Origin of the sequence: Pseudomonas reactans (genome assembly GCF_013387025.1) — a bacterium.
In the GTDB taxonomy this organism is placed as follows: Bacteria; Pseudomonadota; Gammaproteobacteria; order Pseudomonadales; family Pseudomonadaceae; genus Aquipseudomonas; species Aquipseudomonas reactans.
On sequence record NZ_JACAQP010000042.1, the window covers coordinates 34,140 to 49,582 of the forward strand.

A 15,443-nucleotide genomic window follows, 5' to 3' on the forward strand; every position below is an offset into this window, starting at 1 on the left:
GGCCATATCGATCCCCTTTTGGCCGCTCCTGCCGTTCTCATAAACCCTGCTGGCCGCAACACTGCAAGGCACCGATACCGCCTGCGGAGAACAACACATGCTGACGATCTACTCGGACGATCACCACCTGCACCACGGCCGCTGCGAACTGATGGACGGGCAACTGATGCCCTGCTTTGAAATGCCCTCGCGCGCCGACCATGTGCTGCAACGGGTCAAGGACCGCGAACTGGGCCCGGTCCACGCCCCACAGGACTTTGGCTTGGCGCCGCTGCAACGCATCCACAGCCGTGACTATCTGGACTTCTTCCAAGGCGCCTGGCAACGCTGGACCGCCTTCGGCCAGGACGGCGACCTGCTGCCCTACACCTGGCCCGCACGCACGTTACGCCGGGTATTGCCCACCAGCCTGCATGGCCAACTCGGTTACTACAGCTTCGACGGCGGTGCACCGATTACTGCCGGCACCTGGCAAGCCGCGTACAGCGCGGCGCAAGTCGCACTCACGGCGCAACAGGCCATCGCACAAGGCGCCCACAGTGCCTTCGCCCTGTGCCGCCCACCGGGACATCACGCCGCCAGCGACTTGATGGGTGGTTATTGCTACCTCAACAACGCCGCCATCGCGGCCCAGGCCTTTCTCGACCAGGACTACCAGAAAGTCGCGATCCTCGACGTCGACTACCACCACGGCAACGGCACCCAATCGATTTTCTACGCGCGCAGCGACGTGCTGTTCACCTCGATCCACGGCCACCCGGAAGCGGAGTTTCCGTTTTTTCTCGGTTATGCCGATGAGCTGGGCGAAGGCGCGGGCGAAGGTTTCAACTTCAATTACCCGCTGCCGGCAGGTTCCGGCTGGGAGCAGTGGAGTGCAGCGCTTGAGCAGGCGTGCACAGAGATCGAGCGCTACGGCGCCGACATCATCGTCGTGTCCCTGGGCGTGGACACCTTCAAGGACGACCCTATCTCGCAGTTCAAACTCGACAGCCCGGACTACCTGGCGATGGGCGCACGCATCGCCCGCCTGGGCAGACCCACGCTGTTCGTGATGGAAGGCGGCTACGCCGTCGAAGCAATCGGCATCAACGCCGTTAACGTCCTCGAAGGTTTCGAACAAGGATCAGCACCATGAAGATGCTCAAGTACGTCGCCCTCTGCGCCGCAGTACTCGGCGGCGCGGCCCACGCCGAAGAGAAAACCCTGCGGGTCTACAACTGGTTCGACTACATCACGCCCAAGGCGCTGGAAGACTTCAAGGCGCAAAACCCCACGGTCAAATTGGTATACGACATCTTCGATACCAACGAAGCCCTGGAGGCGAAGCTGCTCACCGGCAACTCCGGCTATGACGTGGTGGTGCCGTCCAATGTGTTCCTGGCCAAACAGATCGAAGCGGGCGTGTTCCAGCCCCTGGACCGTAGTCAATTGCCCAACTGGAACCACCTCGACCCCAAACTGATGAAGCTGATCGAGGCCAACGACCCCGGCAACAAATTCGCCGTGCCCTACATGTACGGCACCATCCTGATCGGCTTCAACCCTGACAAGGTCAAGGCGGCGCTGGGTGCCGACGCACCGGTCGACAGCTGGGACCTGATCTTCAAGGAAGAAAACATCAGCAAGCTCAAGCAATGTGGCGTCGCCCTGCTGGACTCGCCTTCGGAGATCCTGCCCCTGGCCTTGCAACACCTGGGCCTGGACCCCAACAGCAACAATCCCAAGGACTACGAGAAAGCCGAAGCGCTGCTGATGAAGATCCGCCCCTACATCACCTATTTCCACTCGTCCAAGTACATGGCCGATATCGCCAACGGTGACATCTGCGTGGCCGTGGGTTATTCCGGCAGCTTCTCCCAGGCCGCCAACCGCGCCAAGGAAGCCAAGAACGGCGTGGCTGTGGACATGCGCCTGCCCAAGGAAGGCGCACCGATCTGGTTTGACATGCTCGCCATCCCCAAAGGGGCGAAAAACCCGCAGGACGCCTACACCTTTATCAACTACCTGCTGCAACCGCAGGTGATCGCGCCGATCAGCGATTTTGTCGGCTACCCCAACCCGAACAAGGACGCTACCGAACAGGTCGATGCAGCAATTCGCAACAACCCCAACCTGTACCCCACCGAGGCGGCGATGGCCACGTTGTATACCTTGAAGCCATTGGGCCGCGACGCCGAGCGTGCCAGGACACGAGCCTGGACCAAGATCAAATCGGGTACCTAACTACCACCGCCTGATGGGCAGGCGCCCTAACGTGGGCGAGGTCTTGAGTTGCGTTGTGCAGCTCATCGCCTCGCCTATCAGGAGCGCCCCTTGCCCTCATTACCCTCCACGCCCAGTGGCAATGATCTGCTGGCCCAATTGACCACCGGCCCCTCGTTGCGTGAAGTCGCGGCGACCACCCTGCGCACGAGCTTGCGCGAGCTGTACCCAGACCTCGACATCGATCCCGACCTGGCCACACTGGTCACGCCACGCTGGTTTATCAGTGGTGAGCAGATCCTCCCCGCAGCGCCAGACTTCCAATCGCTGACCGGTGCGCTGCACCGCAGTACAAAATTCGGCACCCCGGTGACCTGGATCGACGGCGAGCATTACCTGGTCTATCAATCCATCACCGGGCCGAATACTCACCTACCGGTGAAGGTCGACGCCATCGGCCGTTTGATCAATGAGCTGGCACCGCTGCTGCTGGTCGCGTACCAGGAGCAGCAACTCGCGTTCTGGAACCAGGGCGTCAACCATAGCGGCCCGCGCTGGCGCACGCTGGCCAGCTCGCTGCGCGCGATCTGGAATGTGCAAAGCGTCGAAGGCTGGGACGAGGAACAGTGCGCGCTCGCCAGGACGGTGTTTCACTACCCCGATTACGCCCAGCGCCTGCCCCATGACAAGTACGGCACCAAGGTCTACTTGATCGATGTCGACATTCAACGCGGCGCACAGGTCAAACACTTCAACCTGTCGGCGCTGACGGTGCTGGTCGGACGCCTCGGCGAGCGGGACATTATCCTCAGCTATTCGATCATCGACGGTTACGCTTCTTTCAGAACCCTGAAGGCATTTGGCGATGCCCTGAGCCTGCAGATTGGCATTAAACCCCCCGCCGTTGTGAGCTGGCGCTTGTTCGAACCTGCCGGTGATGTGTTCGAACGACAGGCCTGCTCATTTATCTCGTTGCAGATTCAGGCGCTTGGCGCTGTGTCGTTTGAGGACGGTGAACTAGTTAGCAGCGTAGACCTGGAGCCACCGAGCGACGAAGTTGACTCGTTTGAGCTGATGAACCCCGCCCGGGTTGACTGGGTGCGTGATGCCTTGCCCACCTGGATGCTCGAGGCTTTGCCGTCCGATCAAACAGCCTTCGGGCGCTACATGATGGACCTGGCGGCCCTGCATATTCAGGACGCCGGTAAAAAGTTTGACGATGGCATCAAGCCCATCGACGAATTCGCTCTGGACGCCATTCACACGCTTATGGTCAGGGACCATCCCGGCATTGCCCGCTCGACGCTCAATAACGTGCGGATCAGCGTCACCAGCCAAGTCGTTTGGGGCACATTGGTGGTGCCGGGAGATACCCAAACCCAAACCTTTACCCTGGCCGAACTGGCCCTGGAAAACCTGATCGCGCTGCCCTTGGGCAACAAAACCGTCAGTTATCAAAACGGCAATGGCGTGCCCGCCTGGATGACGGCAACCTACCTGGAAGGGCTGATCACCCGGGCAAATGTCGGTGAGCGGTATCCAGCCCTGGTCAAACGCACCTTGCTGGACGACACGACCGAGTCATTACGCCGCCAAAAGCTCTACAGCGCCCAATTGCGCCTGCAACTTCCGTTGCTGGCGTTGCAGTACAAGGTTCGACACGCCTACGGCCTGACCGAACAGGGTTATCGCTACGTCTGCGCCGCCATGAATGAGGACCGTACAGCCCGTGAAGTCGACGGCACGCCGATTGTCATCCGCCCGTTGTCACTGCACCCCAAGCGCCGCCTGACGAGCGCCGTCGATGTGGTCGGCAACATGTTCATCATTGGCCCCCGGGACCGAAAAAAAGGCCCTTGCCTGCTCTATCGTCCAATGAGCAACGAGCAACTGATGGAGTTCCCCTCACCGGCCAACCTGCTATACGCCATCAAACAACCAACCTCGTTGCGCGAATCGGTCCTGGCCTGGCTTCCTGATCGAGTGCGGACGGCTTACGCGCAGTTCGTGTTTCCGGGCAACCTGCCTTCACCCTGGGTGTTCACCAATGTGATAAACGACCCGCTGAACGCGCTGGTGATGACCGGGCCTATCGACCTGGGGGGCGAGGTGCTGCATGACGACGACTTCGCGACGCTGTTCAAAGCCAACGCCAACGCGCTGGTCACCCTGGCCGATCGCCAATCGGTATCCAACGCCGAGGCACGCTGGGAAAGCTTCAAGCACGCCGGATGGCTGATCCTCAATAACGTGCTGCCATTCATGGGCGGCACTGCGGGCGCCGCGACCTGGATTTGGCAACTGATGGATGACCTGCAACAGTTGGTCGACGCTGAAGAAATTGGCGATCGTTCTGCCGGGCTCTCCGCCGTGGTGGATATCCTGCTGACGCTGGGCGTGGTGCTGGTGACGCATGTCGCTACGCGGTATCGCCCTGAGTTGCCGGTCGAGAAACCGGCCACGCAGACAGAATCACCACCCGTTGCGGCCAATGTCGAGGTCATTCAAAAGCCTGCTATCGACACGGCGGAACTGCCCGTCGGCCACGAGCATACCCTGCATATCAGCGGTGCGCTCAGTCGTAGCGCGTTAAGCCTGGGGGCTTACCTGGACGGTTTTGCGCTGCCCAAGCCGGATCAGTTGGGCGAGCAACACAAGGTCGCCGGGCCCCATCTGAACCTCTATGCCAAAGGCGAACACTGGTACGCCCCGGTCGGCGCGCGATGGTTTGAGGTGGTGGTCGACGAAAACGACGAAGTACTGGTCGTTGATCCGAAACAACCGGCCAGACGCGGCCCGCCACTGATCGGCAACCGACTGGGCCAATGGTTTGTCGACACCCGCTTGCGCCTGCGCGGCGGCGGCCTGCGTGCCCGGCGCAAAAAGGGTGAAGCCCTGCGACCACCGAAAATTGCGGATCTGCGTGAGCAACTGGCAACCTTTGACCGGGAGCACCCCCAGCGGCATAGGGATCTCGAAGTGTTGCACGGCGCGATTGACCGTGCGGCGGATGACACCGCAAAGGAGACGGCCAGAACCACCTTTATCGAACAGGTGGACGTGCAGCTCAAAACGTTGGATGTGCCGATTTCACAGCTGAAATCCTTGAACATTCTCGACACGGTGCCCAACTATCAGGAGGCCATGGCGGGCTATCTGAACCACCAGATACTGCTCGCACGCTCGGCTGCCGCCGAGCAGCAGATTCCGTTTCGCGAGGAACTCAACACCATTCACGAGCACCTCGACGTTGAGGGCGGGCAAGAAGACGCCTTGCCTGAGGCCCGCTTTCGGAGCACGTTTACATCGACCCAGGGCATGATCGATCGACTGGAATATATACGCGCACGCTTCAAGGACGCCCGCGGCCTGGGTGCGCCGGGAGTCAAGCTGATCCAGCTCAACGAACCCCACCTGCCCACCTATGACATAAATGACCTCAGGGCTTACAAGATCACCTTGGGTAACTTTCTATGCGTAAAGGTAGGCGAGTCGGTAACCCACGCTGATGCCAAGGAGGCCGTAAGCGGCATCATTGAAGCTGCAGAACTGGCGGTACAAACGCTGAGGGAGGCCCTGCGCCCGGCCAACTTCGCCCCCCAGGAGCAATTGATCGAGACCCTGGACAGCCTGCAGGAGCAATTTGCCAGGGTTGACCAAAACCTGGTGGACCTGCCGGCGGAGTTTCCCGACAACCTCAACAAGCCCGATCTGGAAAACCTGCGTACACAAATAAACGAATTTGCCCAACTGGCAGAAAAACGACTGACCGAAGAGCTTCGTTCACGAAAGAACCTGGCCCCCACCCCAGGCCCGTCTCGCCCCTCACCCAAGGCAAAAAAGAAATACATCAAAACGCGCTACCAAGGAATGCTGGTCGGCGAAGAGCGTGAAAAGCCCGCCGAAGACGGCAAGACCCTGGTCGACGTGAAAGAGCCGCTGACCGGCAAAGTGATCGCCACCTTCCATGAAAAAGAACCTGGAGTTTGGGTTGAACGAGAGCGCACGCCCAAACCTGCCACCCGGGCCCAGGTTCGCGATGTGGCGATGAGCATCAACGCCGGCCAGGACCTGGTCGACGGCGTCGACGCCTTTATCACCGACAAGGAAGCCTGGGCCAAGGAAACCACTCAGTTGCCGGTGGAAATTGAAGAGCGCTTCCACCGTAGGGCCGCCAAGCTGGAACGGGCCAGCCAGGACATCGAAGCGGCGTTGACCGCCAGCAATCAGACCGAGAGCAGCACCCCCTCAGCGGCGGTGACCAATCGCAATCTCGAAGAGGCCATCAAAAAACTCTACCGGGAGGGTAAACGCATCAAGATCGACGTGCTCAAGCGCCGTCCACCGCAAGCGGCACATGTGGAATTGCTGTTGCGCGAAGGTGAAGTGACGGTCGAGCCGCCCGCGGGGCCGCGTATCAAACTCAGCGGCCGCGACAAGGGTTTCCTGCAGGAATATGCGGTGGTGGACACCAAGACCAAGCGCCCGTTGTGGTACGCGCATTTTCACTACACCACGCTGACCGGAGCCGAAGAGGCCTATACCGCGGCCCACCTGAAAACCCGCTCGCAACGACTCATGAAAGGCAAGTTCGAACCCTTGAGCGATATCGCCATCTACCGCAGTGAAATCGGCCCACAACTGGCCCGCTCACTGTTCCTCAAGGCCAAGCCAGGTCGGCTCATCGGCTAACCGATCCAGGCCTTGCGCAATCGGCCCAGCGCCTGGCTGATCGCCGCCTCGGGCACTGCGGCAAACCCCAGCACCAGCCCGGCGCGTTGATCGGGTGGTGTGCTGGAGTCGGGCAGCCAGTAGGTGCTCAGGGCATTGACCTCTACCTGCGCCGCGCGGGCCTGCTCGACTAATTGGTGTTCGCGGGCCAGGCTGCCCACACGCACCGTGAGGTGCAGGCCTGCGGCCGTATTCGGCAGGTTGTCCACACCCGGCAGCTCGCTTGGCCAGCCGTTCAGCAACACGTTACGCCGACTGAGCGCAGCACGGCGCATGCGCCGAATGTGTCGTTGGAAATGCCCGGCCGCCATGAACTCGGCCATCACCGCCTGGGTGCTCACTTCGGAATGGCGCATGTCCACCGCACGCCGCCGGGAGAAGGCGTGCACCAGCCCCGCCGGCAAAACCAGATAACCCAGGCGCAACGCGGGAAACGCCACCTTGCCGAACGTGCCGACATACAGCACCCGCCCGCTACGATCCAGGGCAGCCAAGGGCGACAACGGTGCGCCGCTGTAACGGTACTCGCCGTCGTAGTCGTCTTCGACGATCCAGCCACCCGCGCGCTCGGCCCAGGCGAGCAATTCCAGGCGCCGCGCCAGGCTCATCACCACCCCCAACGGGTATTGATGGGACGGCGTGACATAAGCCACGCGGCAACCCTGCAGGGTGTTGAGCACCTGGCAATCAATACCCTCGCCATCCACCGGCACGCCGTGCAACTTTCCACCCGCCAGGGCGAACGCATGCCCGGCTGCGCGATAGCCAGGGTTCTCCACCGCCACGCCATCCCCCGGCTCCACCAGCAACTGTGCACAAAGGCTGATCGCCTGCTGTGCGCCACTGGTGATCACTATTTGTTCAGCGGTGCACTGCATGCCCCGTGAGCTGCGCAGGTAAGCGGCGATCAAACCGCGCAGGCGGCCGTCGCCCGCTGGGTCGCCATAACAGAGCTGTTCCAGGTCCGGCTTGCGCCAAAACGCCCCATTCAGCTTGGCCCATACCTCAAATGGGAACAGATCGAACGCCGGTACGCCTACCCGGAATGCCCGTGGCGGTCCCGCTGGAGGTTGTGGCAGGTGGTTGGTTTTTATCCGCGCCAAGCCACCGCTGTGGATAACTTCACTGTCCAAATCTTCCGGCAAATTGGCCCACTTTGTGGATAAGGCTGGGGATAAGCCTGTTGATAACCTTGTGGATACTTTTGTGGATAGTTTTTTAGCCGTGGGCAATTGGGCTACGTAAGTGCCGTCACCGACCCGACTCTCAATAAACCCTTCCGCATACAACTGGTCATAGGCGCGCACCACGCTATTGCGGGAAATCGACAACGCCGCCGCCAAGTCACGGGTAGCCGGCAAGCGCGTGCCGCTGACCAGACGCCCGTCCAGCACGCGCTGGCGCAGCGCTTCATACAGCTGGCGCGTCAGCCCTTGGCGGCGGTCCAGCTCAATACCGGCGGGGTTAAATGACAAGGGCGGTGAGACAGGCGACATATTGGACCTATGAAATGTGTGCCAGATGGATCTTTAAACGAGCCATTAGCCTGCCTAGGATGCAAGCATTCGCCAAGGAATATTTCCATGTACACACCGCGCGCCTTTGCCCTCGATGATTTGCCCGAAATCCAGCAACTGATCCAGCACACTCGCCTGGCACAGCTAGTGACGTTTGGTGAGCACGGCTTGCTGGCCAGCCACTTACCGCTGCTGCTTAACCCCGATGAAGGCGCAAACGGCACGCTGTACGGGCACCTGGCCAAGGCCAACCCTCAGTGGAAGGATTTGCAGAGCGGCAGCGAAGCCCTGGTGATTTTTGCCGGTGCCGAGGCCTATATCAGCCCGGCGTTTTACCCGGCCAAGGCCGAGCACGGCAAAGTGGTGCCCACCTGGAACTACATCGCCGTACACGCCTATGGCACGCCTGAGGTGTTCAGCGACGCCGAGCGTTTGCTCAGCGTGGTCACGGCGCTGACGGATCGCCATGAAGCAGGCCGCGCCCAGCCCTGGAAAGTCAGCGATGCCCCGGCCGACTACATTGAAGGCATGCTCAAGGCCATCGTCGGCTTCGCCCTGCCGGTGGAACGCCTGATCGGCAAACGCAAACTCAGCCAGAACCGCAGCCCGGCCGACATGGCCGGCGTGCGCGAAGGCTTGGCTGCCAGTGCAGACGTGCGCGACCAGACCCTCGCCCGTTTTATTCCCCAAGGAGTTTCAGAATGAGCCCGATCGACATCCGCCCCGTCACCGCCGCCGACCACGCAGCCTGGTTGCCGCTGTGGCAAGCGTATTTGACGTTCTACAACACCGAGCTGCCGGACGCCGTCAGCCAAAGCACCTGGCAACGCTTGATCGACGCCAACGAGCCGACCCACTCGGCGCTGGCCTGGCAGGATGGCAAGGCGGTGGGCATGGTCAACTTCATCTACCATCGCTCCAACTGGAGCATCGAAAACTCCTGCTACCTGCAGGACCTGCTAGTGGACCCGGCCCAACGCGGCACCGGTGTCGGCCGCAAACTGATCGAATTTGTCTATGCCACCGCCAAGGCCGATGGTTGCTGCAAAGTGCACTGGCTGACCCACGAGACCAACGCCACCGCGATCCAACTGTATGAGCGCATCGCCGAGCGCCCGGGTTTCATCCAATTTCGTAAAGGCCTTTAAGGAGCGCAGCATGTCCATTTCTCTCACTGACTGGAAAGGCGTCCCGGCGCCGACCGTGCAACTGCTTGAAGGGCGTTTTATCCGCCTGGAAAAACTCGACCCGGCGCGCCATGGCGATGATTTGTTTCAAGCCCTGCAAGGTCCCAATGCCGACCCGAAACTGTGGGATTACCTGCCCTACGGTCCATTCCCGGAGCGCAGCGCCTTCAATGACTGGCTGAACAACCACGCAGCCCACAAAGACCCGTACTTCTTCAGCGTGATCGATCGCTCAACGGGCCAAGTGCAGGGCATCCTCAGCCTGATGTCCATCGTCCCCGAGCAAGGCCGCATTGAAATCGGCCACGTCACCTTCGGCGCCCCCATGCAGCGCTCGCCGAAAAGTACCGAGGCGGTGTACTTGCTGGCCAAGCATGCGTTTGAGCAGGGGTATCGTCGATTGGAGTGGAAGTGCAACAACGGCAATGCCCGTTCCAAATATGCGGCCGAACGCCTGGGTTTCAGTTTTGAAGGTGTGTTCCGCCAGCACATGGTAGTGAAGGGGCAGAACCGGGATACCGCGTGGTATTCGATCATTGATGCGCAGTGGCCAGCGATTGGAGCGGGGTTTGAGGAATGGCTGTCGCAGGCCAATCAGAGCGGTGACGGGCAGGTGAAAAGCCTGGCACAGTGCCGTGCCTGATGACCTAGAGGATTGTTCCCACAGGAGTGGGAACAGTCGCGTCAAAGATCGCGCCGAACCTTCACCACGCCCATCCTCAACCCGAACGGCCTGAACACCGCATTCAGCGATTTCAGGGTCTGATTGCCCTCGCCATGTTCGATATGCACCAAGGTCCGCACCGAGATTTTGCACATCCTGGCAAATTGGCTTTGGTGCAGGCCGGTGACTTCGGTGCGCAGGCGGCGTACGGCGTCGCCTATCTCAAGCGAACCATTGGTTAGGCCTTGTTCAATGTTCTCAATAACGCGCGCGCTGACAGATGCGTTTCATCGCGCCGTACTTAGAGACAACTCCCGCAAACCAGAGGTTGGTAGCCTGACAGTTATCGCCTCGCCATCTCGCTAAATTCCCGGCCTCATTCATCAGAGGTTGGGAATTCATGCACTTCACACATCACAGACTTGCACTGGTCATGACCCTCGCGATCAGTGCCGCCAATGCTCAGTACGCTCATGCGCGAGGCGATATGGAGCCCGATGGGGAGGCTGAATATGAGCAGCCGTATAGGGCGAATGAAGCGACTCCCATCAGAAGTTATGTCACTCGAAAGGTCACCACGAACGACGGTCTGCAGACCGCCACAGTCATAGTGCCGAGTCCCGATGAGGGGCATGATCATAGGCCGCCTAACCCGGTTCCAGAGCCGGCCGCTCCCGTAAAAGGCTATCTCACTGGACAGGCCACCACGTACAACGGCCTGCAAGTCGCCAAGGTCTTGGAACCCGAGCTTATTCGACAAATGGGGCTTCCCTATATGCCCGGGGAACTCAGTAACTCGTTAGTTGATCTCGGTGAGTCGCTTGAGCAACGACCCGGCGGAAGTAGCGGTGCCCTTGAACAACTGGCCGGCAGCCAGAACGCCAATCTTGCAGGCGCAACCCAGAACGCCACGCAGCAACTCAGTACCCAATTGCTCTCGCGCCTGCGCGCACTGCCCACCGGCGAAGACGGCAACTTCTGGGTGCAAGGCCTGGGCAACAGTGCCACCCTCGACAAGCACCGTGGCAGCGCCGGCCTGAAACACGGTACCCAAGGCCTGTTGCTGGGTGCCGACTGGGCGCTGGACCACGCCTGGCGTATCGGGGTGATGGGCGCAAAATCCAGCACCAACCTTGATGCCCAACGCTTTTCCGCCGACCTCGACAGCTGGCACCTGGGTGGTTATGCGGTGCGCCAGGATGGCCCGTTGGCTCTGCGCCTGGGGGCGATCTACAGCGACCATGTCGGCCAGAACAAACGCAGCGTTCACCTGCTCGATTACAAAGAACAACTCAGAGGCGAGTACAACGCCCAAAGCCAAACCGTGTTCTCAGAACTGGGCTATCAGTTGGACAGCGGCGGCATCAGCATCGAGCCCTTCGCCGGTCTCGGTTACCAGCGTTACCACCGCGACGGCTTCAAGGAGCGCGGTGGCCTGACCGCGTTGAACGTTCGCTCACAAACCCAACAAAACCTGAACAGCACCTTCGGCCTGCGCCTCGCGACGGTGTACCAACTCGATAACCAGATGAGCCTCACGCCGCACCTCAGCACCAGCTGGAAACACCTTTACGGCGAAGTTGACAGCCAAGTGCGGCAATCCTTTCGCCATACGCCAGTTCCCATAGACGGATTCACCATCGCTGGCACCCCGCTGGACCGTGACAACCTGAACGTGCAAGTCGGGCTGAATCTCGCGCTGTCGCCGCAGCACACTGTGGGCCTGACCTACAACGGTGAGGCTGGCACCCACAGTCGCAACCAGGGCCTGATGGGCCAGTGGCAGATGCAGTTCTAAACCCACACCCGACTCAGGCACCAAATCGCAGGCAAAAAAAAGGGGAGCACCTGCCCCCCCGAGGATTAAACGGTCGTGTCGAAGGCTGTATCAGCCTTCGATTTCAATCAGGATTTCGCCAGGGTTGACCCGGTCGCCCTTAGCCACATGAACGGCGGTCACCTTGCCGGCAATGGCTGCCTGCACTTCGGTTTCCATCTTCATGGCTTCGGTGATCAGCACGGCCTGGCCGGCCTTGACCACGTCGCCTTCCTTGACCAGCACGTCGACGATGTTGCCCGGCATTGCAGTGCTGACATGACCCGGCGCGGTGGCGTGCTTGCGGTTGCTGCTGCCGCCGCTGACAAACTCGTTGAGCGGTTCGAACACCACTTCTTCCGGCATGCCGTCGATGGACAGGTAGAAGTGACGCTTGCCTTCCGCCTTCACGCCGACACCGGTGATGTCCACGCGGTAGCTTTCGCCGTGCACGTCGATGACGAACTCGGTCGGCACGCCTTCGCCACCGGCACGGGCTACGCCGCCGGCTTCAGGGATTGGCAGAAGCACTTCCGGCGCCAGGGTGCCGGCATCGCGTTCTTCGAGGAACTTGCGCCCGATGTCCGGGAACATGGCGTAGGTCAGCACGTCTTCTTCGGACTTGGCCAACGCGCCGATTTCGCCGCGCAGCTTGGTCATTTCCGGCTTGAGCAAATCAGCCGGGCGTACGTCGATCACTTCTTCACTGCCGATGGCCTGGCGACGCAACTTCTCGTTCACGGTGCCCGGCGCCTTGCCGTAGCCGCCTTGCAGGTAGAGCTTCACTTCGTTGGTGATGGTCTTGTAGCGCTCGCCGGCCAGCACGTTGAAGAACGCCTGGGTGCCAACGATCTGAGAGGTCGGCGTCACCAGCGGCGGGAAGCCGAGGTCTTCACGCACGCGCGGGATTTCGGCCAGCACTTCGCTCATGCGATTGAGTGCGCCCTGCTCTTTCAACTGGTTGGCCAGGTTGGAAATCATCCCGCCCGGCACCTGGTTGACTTGCACACGGGTGTCGACGGCGGTGAATTCGCTTTCGAACTGGTGGTATTTCTTACGCACGGCGTAGAAGTACAGACCGATTTCCTGCAGCAGTTCCAGGCTCAGGCCGGTGTCGAATTCGCTGCCTTTAAGGGCGGCGACCATCGACTCGGTCCCTGGGTGGCTGGTGCCCCAGGCAAAGCTGGAAATGGCGGTGTCGATGTGGTCGGCACCGTTTTCGATGGCCTTGAGCTGGCACATCGCGGCCAAACCCGCCGTGTCATGGGAGTGGATGAAGATCGGCAGGTTCTGCTCGGCTTTCAGCGCCTTGACCAGTTCGCCGGTGGCATACGGCGTCAGCAGACCGGCCATGTCCTTGATCGCGATCGAGTCGCAGCCCATGGCTTCCAGTTGCTTGGCCTGGGCCACAAAGGCCTCGACGGTGTGCACCGGGCTGGTGGTGTAGGCGATGGTGCCTTGGGCGTGTTTGCCGGCGGCTTTCACCGCTTCGATGGCCACGCGCAGGTTACGCACGTCGTTCATCGCATCGAAGATACGGAACACGTCGATGCCATTCACCGCAGCCTTGGCCACGAATGCCTTGACCACATCGTCGCTGTAGTGGCGGTAGCCCAGCAGGTTCTGGCCGCGCAGCAGCATTTGCAGGCGGGTGTTGGGCAACGCGGCGCGCAGTTTGCGCAGGCGCTCCCACGGGTCTTCTTTCAGGAAGCGCACGCAGGCGTCGAAGGTCGCGCCGCCCCAGACTTCCAGGGACCAGTAGCCGACTTTATCGAGCTTGTCGCAGATCGGCAGCATGTCGTCGGTGCGCATGCGGGTCGCGAGCAACGATTGGTGGGCGTCGCGCAGGATGGTGTCGGTGACAAAGATTTTCTTGGACATTGTTGTATTCCTCACAGGCCTGCGTGGGCGGCGATGGCGGCGGCGATGGCCAGGGCCAGCTCTTCGGGTTTGCGCTTGATCGAGTAGTTGGTCAGTTCAGGGTGGGCTTCAACGAAACTGGTGTTGAACTGGCCACTGCGGAATTCCGGGTTGCGCAGGATTTCCTGGTAGTAGGCGGCAGTGGTCTTCACGCCTTGCAGGCGCATGTCGTCCAGGGCACGCAGGCCACGGTCCATGGCTTCTTCCCAGGTCAACGCCCACACCACCAGTTTCAGGCACATGGAGTCGTAGAACGGCGGGATGGTGTAGCCGGTGTAGATCGCCGTGTCGGTGCGCACGCCAGGACCGCCGGGCGCGTAGTAACGGGTGATCTTGCCGAAGCTCGGGAGGAAGTTGTTTTTCGGGTCTTCGGCGTTGATACGGAACTGCAACGCGAAGCCACGGTGCTGGATATCTTCCTGTTTCACCGACAGCGGCAGGCCGGACGCGATGCGGATCTGCTCACGAACGATGTCGATCCCGGTGATTTCTTCGGTGATGGTGTGTTCCACCTGCACGCGGGTGTTCATCTCCATGAAGTACACCTCGCCCTCGGCGAGCAGGAACTCCACGGTGCCGGCGTTCTCGTAGCCCACCGCCTTGGCCGCACGCACCGACAGGTCGCCGATGTAGGCACGCTGTTCCGGTGTCAGTTGCGGGCTTGGAGCGATTTCAATGAGCTTCTGGTTGCGACGCTGGATCGAGCAATCGCGCTCGAACAGGTGCACCACGTTGCCGAAGCTGTCACCGAGGATCTGCGCCTCGATGTGCTTGGGGTTGACGATGCACTTTTCCAGGAACACTTCCGCCGAACCGAAGGCCTTGGTGGCCTCGGAGATGACGCGGGGGAAGGCTTGTTCAAGTTCTTCGCGGCTGTTGCAACGACGGATACCACGGCCGCCACCACCGGAAGTGGCCTTGAGCATCACTGGGTAACCGATGCGGTCGCCTTCGGTGAGCGCTTCGTGGATGTCCGCGACGTTGCCTTCGGTGCCCGGCGTGACCGGCACACCGGCCTTGATCATGCTGCGGCGCGCTTCGGTCTTGTCGCCCATGCGGCGGATCACTTCCGCCGACGGACCGATGAATTTGATACCACGTTCGGCGCAGATATCCGCCAGTTCGGCGTTCTCCGACAAAAAGCCGTAGCCGGGGTGCAGCGCATCACAACCGGTTTCCACCGCCAGGTTCACCAGCTTGCGCGGGTTCAGGTAACCGGCCAGGGGCTCAGCACCAATGCTGTGGGCTTCGTCGGCACGCTTGACGTGCAACGCGTGGCGGTCGGCATCGGAGTAGACCGCGACCGAGCGAATGCCCATCTCGGCGCAGGCACGCACGATGCGTACGGCAATTTCACCACGGTTGGCGATCAGGATCTTTTTTATCACTTGGAAATTCCCTTGAGC

11 protein-coding genes are annotated in these 15,443 nt (G+C 60.9%); 7 read left to right on the top strand and 4 right to left on the bottom strand.

Going from position 1 to position 15,443, the window contains the following annotated elements:
- Positions 1–97: 97 nt before the first annotated feature.
- The 3 genes from HX793_RS28235 (at position 98) to HX793_RS28245 (ending at position 6,894) form a co-directional block, all read left to right on the top strand.
- Complete coding sequence (locus HX793_RS28235) at positions 98–1,135, top strand: histone deacetylase family protein (protein ID WP_177052563.1); 1,038 nt, start codon at positions 98–100, stop codon at positions 1,133–1,135.
- Positions 1,132–2,223, top strand: a complete 1,092-nt coding sequence (locus tag HX793_RS28240) for a polyamine ABC transporter substrate-binding protein (protein WP_177052562.1) — start codon at positions 1,132–1,134, stop codon at positions 2,221–2,223. Before HX793_RS28235 ends, HX793_RS28240 begins: the two co-directional genes overlap by 4 nt.
- 90 nt (positions 2,224–2,313) lie before the next feature.
- Entirely contained in the window at positions 2,314–6,894 is a 4,581-nt protein-coding gene (locus HX793_RS28245; RefSeq protein ID WP_177052561.1) for a dermonecrotic toxin domain-containing protein, read from the top strand.
- Here HX793_RS28245 and pdxR read toward each other — a convergent pair.
- Entirely contained in the window at positions 6,891–8,429 is a 1,539-nt protein-coding gene (gene pdxR / locus HX793_RS28250; protein ID WP_177052560.1) for a MocR-like pyridoxine biosynthesis transcription factor PdxR, read from the bottom strand. The two genes, HX793_RS28245 and pdxR, sit on opposite strands and share 4 nt — an antisense overlap.
- Before the next feature lie 87 nt (positions 8,430–8,516).
- On the opposite strand from pdxR, the gene HX793_RS28255 reads away from it, so the two are divergent.
- The 3 genes from HX793_RS28255 to HX793_RS28265 are packed head-to-tail and all read left to right on the top strand — an operon-like array spanning position 8,517 to position 10,280.
- Positions 8,517–9,155 carry an FMN-binding negative transcriptional regulator gene (locus tag HX793_RS28255; protein WP_177052559.1) on the top strand — a complete coding sequence of 213 codons (639 nt, stop codon included), beginning with the start codon at positions 8,517–8,519 and terminating at the stop codon, positions 9,153–9,155.
- Positions 9,152–9,598: a GNAT family N-acetyltransferase gene (locus HX793_RS28260; RefSeq protein ID WP_177052558.1), complete on the top strand. Its 447-nt coding sequence runs from the start codon at positions 9,152–9,154 to the stop codon at positions 9,596–9,598. The genes HX793_RS28255 and HX793_RS28260 overlap by 4 nt, the downstream gene beginning before the upstream one ends.
- 10 nt (positions 9,599–9,608) lie before the next feature.
- A complete protein-coding gene (locus HX793_RS28265) occupies positions 9,609–10,280 on the top strand; it encodes a GNAT family N-acetyltransferase (protein ID WP_177052557.1) in 672 nt (223 codons plus the stop codon).
- 41 nt (positions 10,281–10,321) lie between these two features.
- Here HX793_RS28265 and HX793_RS31460 read toward each other — a convergent pair whose 3' ends face one another.
- Entirely contained in the window at positions 10,322–10,564 is a 243-nt protein-coding gene (locus HX793_RS31460) for a helix-turn-helix domain-containing protein (protein ID WP_025999914.1), read from the bottom strand.
- Positions 10,565–10,701: 137 nt separating this feature from the next.
- On the opposite strand from HX793_RS31460, the gene HX793_RS28270 reads away from it, so the two are divergent.
- On the top strand, positions 10,702–12,099 hold the full coding sequence (locus HX793_RS28270; protein WP_177052556.1) for an autotransporter outer membrane beta-barrel domain-containing protein: 1,398 nt from the start codon (positions 10,702–10,704) through the stop codon (positions 12,097–12,099).
- 90 nt (positions 12,100–12,189) lie between these two features.
- Here the strand turns inward: HX793_RS28270 and oadA are convergent, their stop codons facing one another.
- Complete coding sequence (gene oadA, locus HX793_RS28275) at positions 12,190–13,998, bottom strand: sodium-extruding oxaloacetate decarboxylase subunit alpha (RefSeq protein WP_177058418.1); 1,809 nt, start codon at positions 13,996–13,998, stop codon at positions 12,190–12,192.
- An 11-nt stretch (positions 13,999–14,009) separates the two neighbouring features.
- Positions 14,010–15,425, bottom strand: coding sequence for an acetyl-CoA carboxylase biotin carboxylase subunit (locus tag HX793_RS28280; protein WP_016978663.1), 1,416 nt, complete (start codon positions 15,423–15,425; stop codon positions 14,010–14,012).
- Positions 15,426–15,443 lie beyond the last annotated feature (18 nt).

Excerpts from the sequence above, each read along its gene's own strand:
- pdxR (WP_177052560.1), bottom strand. The coding sequence starts at position 8,429 with ATGTCGCCTGTCTCACCGCCCTTGTCATTTAACCCCGCCGGTATTGAG.
- HX793_RS28260 (WP_177052558.1), top strand. The coding sequence starts at position 9,152 with ATGAGCCCGATCGACATCCGCCCCGTCACCGCCGCCGACCACGCAGCC.
- HX793_RS28265 (WP_177052557.1), top strand. The coding sequence starts at position 9,609 with ATGTCCATTTCTCTCACTGACTGGAAAGGCGTCCCGGCGCCGACCGTG.
- oadA (WP_177058418.1), bottom strand. The coding sequence starts at position 13,998 with ATGTCCAAGAAAATCTTTGTCACCGACACCATCCTGCGCGACGCCCAC.
- HX793_RS28235 (WP_177052563.1), top strand. The coding sequence starts at position 98 with ATGCTGACGATCTACTCGGACGATCACCACCTGCACCACGGCCGCTGC.
- HX793_RS28255 (WP_177052559.1), top strand. The coding sequence starts at position 8,517 with ATGTACACACCGCGCGCCTTTGCCCTCGATGATTTGCCCGAAATCCAG.
- HX793_RS28270 (WP_177052556.1), top strand. The coding sequence starts at position 10,702 with ATGCACTTCACACATCACAGACTTGCACTGGTCATGACCCTCGCGATC.
- HX793_RS28240 (WP_177052562.1), top strand. The coding sequence starts at position 1,132 with ATGAAGATGCTCAAGTACGTCGCCCTCTGCGCCGCAGTACTCGGCGGC.